The organism is Micromonospora maritima, assembly GCF_902825405.1.
Lineage (GTDB): Bacteria > Actinomycetota > Actinomycetes > Mycobacteriales > Micromonosporaceae > Micromonospora > Micromonospora maritima.
The window spans coordinates 1-5231 of the sequence record NZ_CADEAU010000378.1; the positions used below are offsets into that span (position 1 = coordinate 1).

Annotated in this window: 4 protein-coding genes and 2 pseudogenes; 5 read left to right on the forward strand and 1 reads right to left on the reverse strand. The window is 75.2% G+C overall.

From position 1 onward, the window contains the following. Positions 1–35: 35 nt before the first annotated feature. Positions 36–1580 (forward strand): cobyric acid synthase, encoded by a 1545-nt coding sequence (locus HUW36_RS24870; RefSeq protein ID WP_174530384.1) that lies wholly within the window; start codon positions 36–38, stop codon positions 1578–1580. Between the two features lie 42 nt (positions 1581–1622). Here the strand turns inward: HUW36_RS24870 and HUW36_RS24875 are convergent, their stop codons facing one another. Beyond that, positions 1623–2024: a rhodanese-like domain-containing protein gene (locus HUW36_RS24875; protein WP_174530388.1), complete on the reverse strand. Its 402-nt coding sequence runs from the start codon at positions 2022–2024 to the stop codon at positions 1623–1625. A 111-nt stretch (positions 2025–2135) separates the two neighbouring features. Between HUW36_RS24875 and HUW36_RS24880 the strand changes: the two are divergent. The 4 genes and pseudogenes from HUW36_RS24880 to HUW36_RS24895 form a co-directional block, all read left to right on the forward strand. Then, a pseudogene (locus tag HUW36_RS24880) lies at positions 2136–2836 on the forward strand (uridine kinase family protein); the annotation flags it as partial. Then, the gene (locus tag HUW36_RS24885; RefSeq protein ID WP_174530386.1) at positions 2811–4172 is read left to right on the forward strand and encodes a dipeptidase; all 1362 of its coding nucleotides are present in this window, start codon (positions 2811–2813) and stop codon (positions 4170–4172) included. The pseudogene HUW36_RS24880 and the gene HUW36_RS24885, both read left to right, overlap by 26 nt. 220 nt (positions 4173–4392) lie before the next feature. Continuing rightward, on the forward strand, positions 4393–4599 hold the full coding sequence (locus HUW36_RS24890; RefSeq protein ID WP_174530387.1) for a hypothetical protein: 207 nt from the start codon (positions 4393–4395) through the stop codon (positions 4597–4599). Positions 4600–4765: 166 nt separating this feature from the next. Beyond that, positions 4766–5231 (forward strand): annotated as a pseudogene (locus HUW36_RS24895) (ATP-dependent DNA ligase); the annotation flags it as partial.

Here is a 5231-nt window from a genome sequence, read left to right on the forward strand (position 1 = left end):
GTCCGCGCGGGCGACGGGTGGCGGGGGAGCGGTCGGTGAGCGGCGGCCTGCTGGTCGCCGGCACCACCTCCGACGCCGGCAAGAGCGTGGTCACCGCCGGCATCTGCCGCTGGCTGCGCCGCCGGGGCGTCCGGGTCGCCCCGTTCAAGGCGCAGAACATGTCCAACAACTCCGCGGTCGTGGTCGGGCCGGACGGCCGTGGCGGCGAACTGGGCCGGGCCCAGGCGATGCAGGCCGCCGCCTGCGGGCTCGTCCCCGACCTGCGCTTCAACCCGGTGCTGCTCAAGCCGGGCAGCGACCTCGCCAGCCAGGTGGTGCTGCTCGGCGCGGCGGTCGACACGGTCACCGCCGGCAACTTCCACACGCTGCGGCCCCGGCTCGCCGCCACGGCGTACGCGGCGCTGGCCGAGCTGCGGTCCGAGTACGACGTGGTGATCTGCGAGGGCGCGGGCAGCCCGGCCGAGATCAACCTGCGCGCGGGCGACTACGTCAACCTGGGGCTGGCCCGGCAGGCCGGGCTGCCGACGGTCGTGGTCGGCGACATCGACCGGGGCGGGGTGTTCGCCTCGATGTTCGGCACGGTCGCGCTGCTCGACGCCGCCGACCAGGCGCTCGTCGCCGGCTTCGTGATCAACAAGTTCCGCGGCGACCTCGGGCTGCTCCGACCCGGGCTCGACATGCTGCGCCAGGTCACCGGCCGTCCGACGTACGGGGTGCTGCCCTGGGCGCTCGACCTGTGGCTGGACGCGGAGGACTCGCTTGCCTACGGCCGGGTGCTCGGCCGGCCGGCGGCGCCGCGGGGCACCGACTGGCTGGACGTGGCGGTGGTCCGACTGCCCCGGATCAGCAACGCCACCGACGTCGAGGCGCTCGCCACCGAGCCGGGCGTCCGGGTCCGGCTGACCGTCGAACCGGCCGAGCTGGCCGCCGCCGACCTGGTGGTGCTCCCGGGCTCCAAGTCCACCGTCGCCGACCTGGCCTGGCTGCGCGAGACCGGCCTGGCCGACGCAATCCGCGCGCACGCCGCCGCGGGTCGGCCGCTGCTCGGCATCTGCGGCGGCTTCCAGATGCTGGCCCGGGCCGTCCACGACCAGGTGGAGAGCCGCCGGGGCAGCGTTCCCGGCCTCGGGCTGCTCCCCGTCGAGATCACCTTCGACGAGCGCAAGACGGTGCGCCGTGCGGCCGGCACCGCCGCGGGCGACGTGCCGGTCCACGGCTACGAGATCCACCACGGACGGGTCTCGGCCGCGGACCCGGGTCTGCCGCCGCTGCTGCGCCACGCCGACGGCACCGGCGAGGGGGCCCGGCTCGGCGCGGTGTACGGCACCCACTGGCACGGCACGTTCGAGTCCGACGCGTTCCGCCGCCGCTTCCTCACCGAGGTCGCCGGGGCGGCCGGGCGGACCGGCTTCAAGGTCGCGCCGGACACCTCGTTCGCCGCCGCCCGGGAACGGACGCTGGACCTGCTCGGCGACCTCGTCGAGGAGCACCTCGACACGGACGCGCTCTGGCGGCTGATCGAGTCCGGCCCACCACCGGGTCTGCCGTTCGTGCCGCCCGGTGCGCCGGTGACCCGGTGACCCGGTGACCGTAGGGTCCCGGCGCGGACCGGTCGGCGCTGCTCAGTGGCGCACGTCGGCCGGCCGGTCGGACATCGGCAGCCCGGCCTCCCGCCAGCCCTGCACCCCGCCGATCATGTCGGTCGCCTGCCGCAGGCCCAGCGTCTGCAGGCTGGCCGCGGCCAGGCTGGAGCTGTAGCCCTCCCGGCAGACCACCACGATCTCGCGGTCGTACCCGGTCGCCTCCGGGATGCGCCAGGCGCTGGCCGGGTCGAGTCGCCACTCCAGCACGGTGCGGTCGATGACGATCGCGCCGGGCAGCTCACCCTCCTCGCGGCGCTGCGCCTCGGTACGCGTGTCGATGAGCAGTGCGCCGCCGCGGACCGCCTCGACGGCCTCGTGCGGGGTGAGCCGGCGGAGACCGGCGCGGGCCTGTTCCAGGAGGGCGTCGACGCCCGGACACATCACGTCATGGAGCACCCCCCGATGATGCCCAGGGTGCCGCCGCGCCGCCCGGTGAACGGGCCCGCCCGGGTCGCAGGATCCAGCGGACGGGGGAACGTTAGCGTCGGTCGGGTGAACGTGGCGGTGGTCGAGGCGTACGCGGGTCTGGCCGGGCGGGTGCTGGCCGGGCCGGCGCGGCTGGGGCGTACCCGACTGGTGGCCGTCGACGGGCCGAGCGGCGCGGGCAAGAGCGTGTTCGCGACGCGCCTCGCGGACGCCCTCGCGGCGCGGACCGGCGGGGCCCGGCCGCCGCTGGTCCGCACCGACGACCTGCTCGACGGTTGGGACGACCAGCTCACCTTCTGGACCCGGCTGGAGGAGTGGGTGCTCGGGCCGGTGCGGGCCGGGCGGCCGGGCGGCTACCGGCGGTACAGCTGGGTCCGTCGCCGCTTCCTGGACCGGGTGACGGCGGTGCCGGCCGCGCCGGTGCTGCTGGTGGAGGGCGTGAGCGCCGCGCGTGCCCTGGTGCGCCCCGAGCTGACGCTGTCGGTGCTGGTCACCGCGCCGGCCGAACTGCGGCTGTCCCGCGCGCTGGCCCGCGACGGCGCGCAGGTCCTGCCCGAGCTGCGGCGCTGGCACGCCGGGGAACGGGCGCACTTCGCCGCCGACGGTACGGTGGCCGCGGTGGACCTGGTCGTCGACGGCGCGCCGGCGGTGCCGCACGACCCGGACCGGTACTACGTGCGGTTCGGCCGGCGACCGGGCTCGGACGTCGTCGTCGGGTAAGGCCGGCATACGATTCCGGTCATGACCTCACCGATCATCTCCGAGTCCGAGGTGCGGGCCGCCGTCGAGCGCGAACTGCCCGGCGTCCGTGCCGACCTCGAGCGACTCGTCCGTATCCCGGGCATCGCCTTCGAGGGCTTCGACCACTCGCACGTGGAGCGTTCCGCCGAGGCGGTGGCCGAGCTGCTGCGCGGCTGCGGCCTGGACACCCGGATCGTCCGCTCGGGCGGCCAGCCGGCGGTGATCGGGACGAAGGCGGCCCCGCCCGGCGCGCCCACGGTGCTGCTCTACGCGCACCACGACGTGCAGCCGGTCGGCGACCTGTCGCTGTGGGAGTCGGACCCGTTCGAGCCGGTGGAGCGCGACGGTCGCCTCTACGGCCGGGGCGCCGCCGACGACAAGGCGGGCATCATGGCGCACGTCGCCGCGCTGCGCGCGTTCGGTGACCAGCTCCCGGTCGGCGTGGTGCTCTTCATCGAGGGCGAGGAGGAGTACGGCTCGGACTCGCTGGAGCGGCTGCTCGACGAGCACCGCGACGAGCTGGCGTCGGACGTCATCGTGATCGCCGACTCCGCCAACTGGGACGTCGGGGTGCCGGCGCTGACCACCTCGCTGCGCGGCATCGTGAACTGCTTCGTCGAGGTGCGCACGCTGGAGCACGCGGTGCACAGCGGCATGTTCGGCGGAGCCGTGCCGGACGCGCTCACCGCGCTGGTGAAGCTGCTCGGCACGCTGCACGACGACGCCGGTGACGTGGCGGTGGAGGGGCTGGCCGCCCGCGAGGGCGCCAGCGTCGACTACCCGGAGGACCGGTTCCGCGTCGAGGCCGGCCTGGTCGACGGCGCGCGGCTGTTCGGCACCGGGCGGATCACCGACCGGCTCTGGACCAAGCCGGCGCTGGCGATCCTGGGCGTCGACGCGCCGTCCACCGGCGAGGCCCCGAACGCGCTGGTGCCGTCCGCCAAGGCCAAGCTGAGCGTGCGGCTGGCCCCGGGCGACGACCCGAAGAAGGCGTACGCGGCGCTGACCGCGCACCTGGAGCGGCACGCGCCGTGGGGCGCGCGGGTGACGGTGACGTTCGAGCACGACGGCTCGCCCTGCGTCATCGACGCCACCGGCCCGATGTTCGACGCGGCCCGTGCGGCGTTCCGGGGTGCCTGGGACGGCACCGACCCGGTGGACATCGGGGTGGGTGGCTCGATTCCGTTCATCGCCACGTTCCAGGAGATGTTTCCGCGGGCGGCGATCCTGGTGACCGGCGTGGAGGACCCGCACGCCCGGGCGCACGGGCCGAACGAGAGCCTGCACCTGGGCGAGTTCGCCCGGGTCTGCCTGGCCGAGGCGCTGCTGCTGGCGAAGGTGGCCGAGACGGGCCGCGCCTGATTCGGTCGTCGGGACGACGTCGTCACACGGCGTGACGGTCCGGGAACGGGACAATGGTCGCGAGCGACATACCACTGGGTCATATCTATGCCGCTGAGGCATGTCGCTCGCACCGGCTCTCGTGTTCTCCGACGACACGCCCGGCTTCGAAACCGTAACTTCGGGGTGGATGTCGGAGTTTGCGGTGTGTCGGCCGGCGGGGTGTTATAGTCTTTCGAACATGCGTACGAACGACGAGATGGTGCGGCTCCAGGCCGCCGTCCGTGCTCTGGGGGACGTCGACGTCTCCGCGTGGCCCGAGGCCACGCTCAAGGAACAGCTCGGTGAGCTCTCCGCCACGCTTGTCACTCTCGACGCGCTGCTGACCCGGGTCGCCGACGGCGTGCGCGGGCGCGGCCTGCGCGTCGAGGAGCCGGTCTCGGCCTGACCTCCAGGGGTCCCGGAGCGATCCGGGCCCGTCCCCGGGCGCGCGGCCCGGCGACCGGCACGCCCGGGTCGTCGCGTCCGAGCTTCCGGCGGCCCGGCGCCACCCGTGCGGTGCGCCGGGCCGTCGGAAGCGCCCCGCTGTCACAGGTGACTGGCAGGATGTGGACGTGCGTTTCGCGGAGCTGGCGGCCACCTCGGCCGCGGTCGGCGCCACCGGCGGCCGTCGGGCCAAGGTGGAGCTGCTGGCCGCCGCGTTGCGCGCGCTCGATCCTGGCGAGATCCCGGCCGGCGCCGGCTACCTCGCCGGCGAGCTGCGCCAGCGCCAGACCGGTGTCGGTTGGGCGGGTCTGCGTGACCTGCCCCCACCGGCGGCCGAGCCCACGCTGACCGTGGCCGGGGTCGACGCGGCGGTCGAGGAGATCTCCCGGGTCGGCGGCACGGGTTCCCAGGCGCGGCGGCGGGACCTGGTCGGTCGGCTCTTCGCCGCGGCGACCGTCGACGAGCAACGCCTGCTGGTCGGCCTGTTCCGGGGTGAGCTGCGCCAGGGCGCACAGGCCGGCCTGCTCGCCGAGGCGGTGGCCCGGGCCGCCGAGGTGCCGGTCACCACCGTCCGGCGCGCGCTGCTGCTCGCCG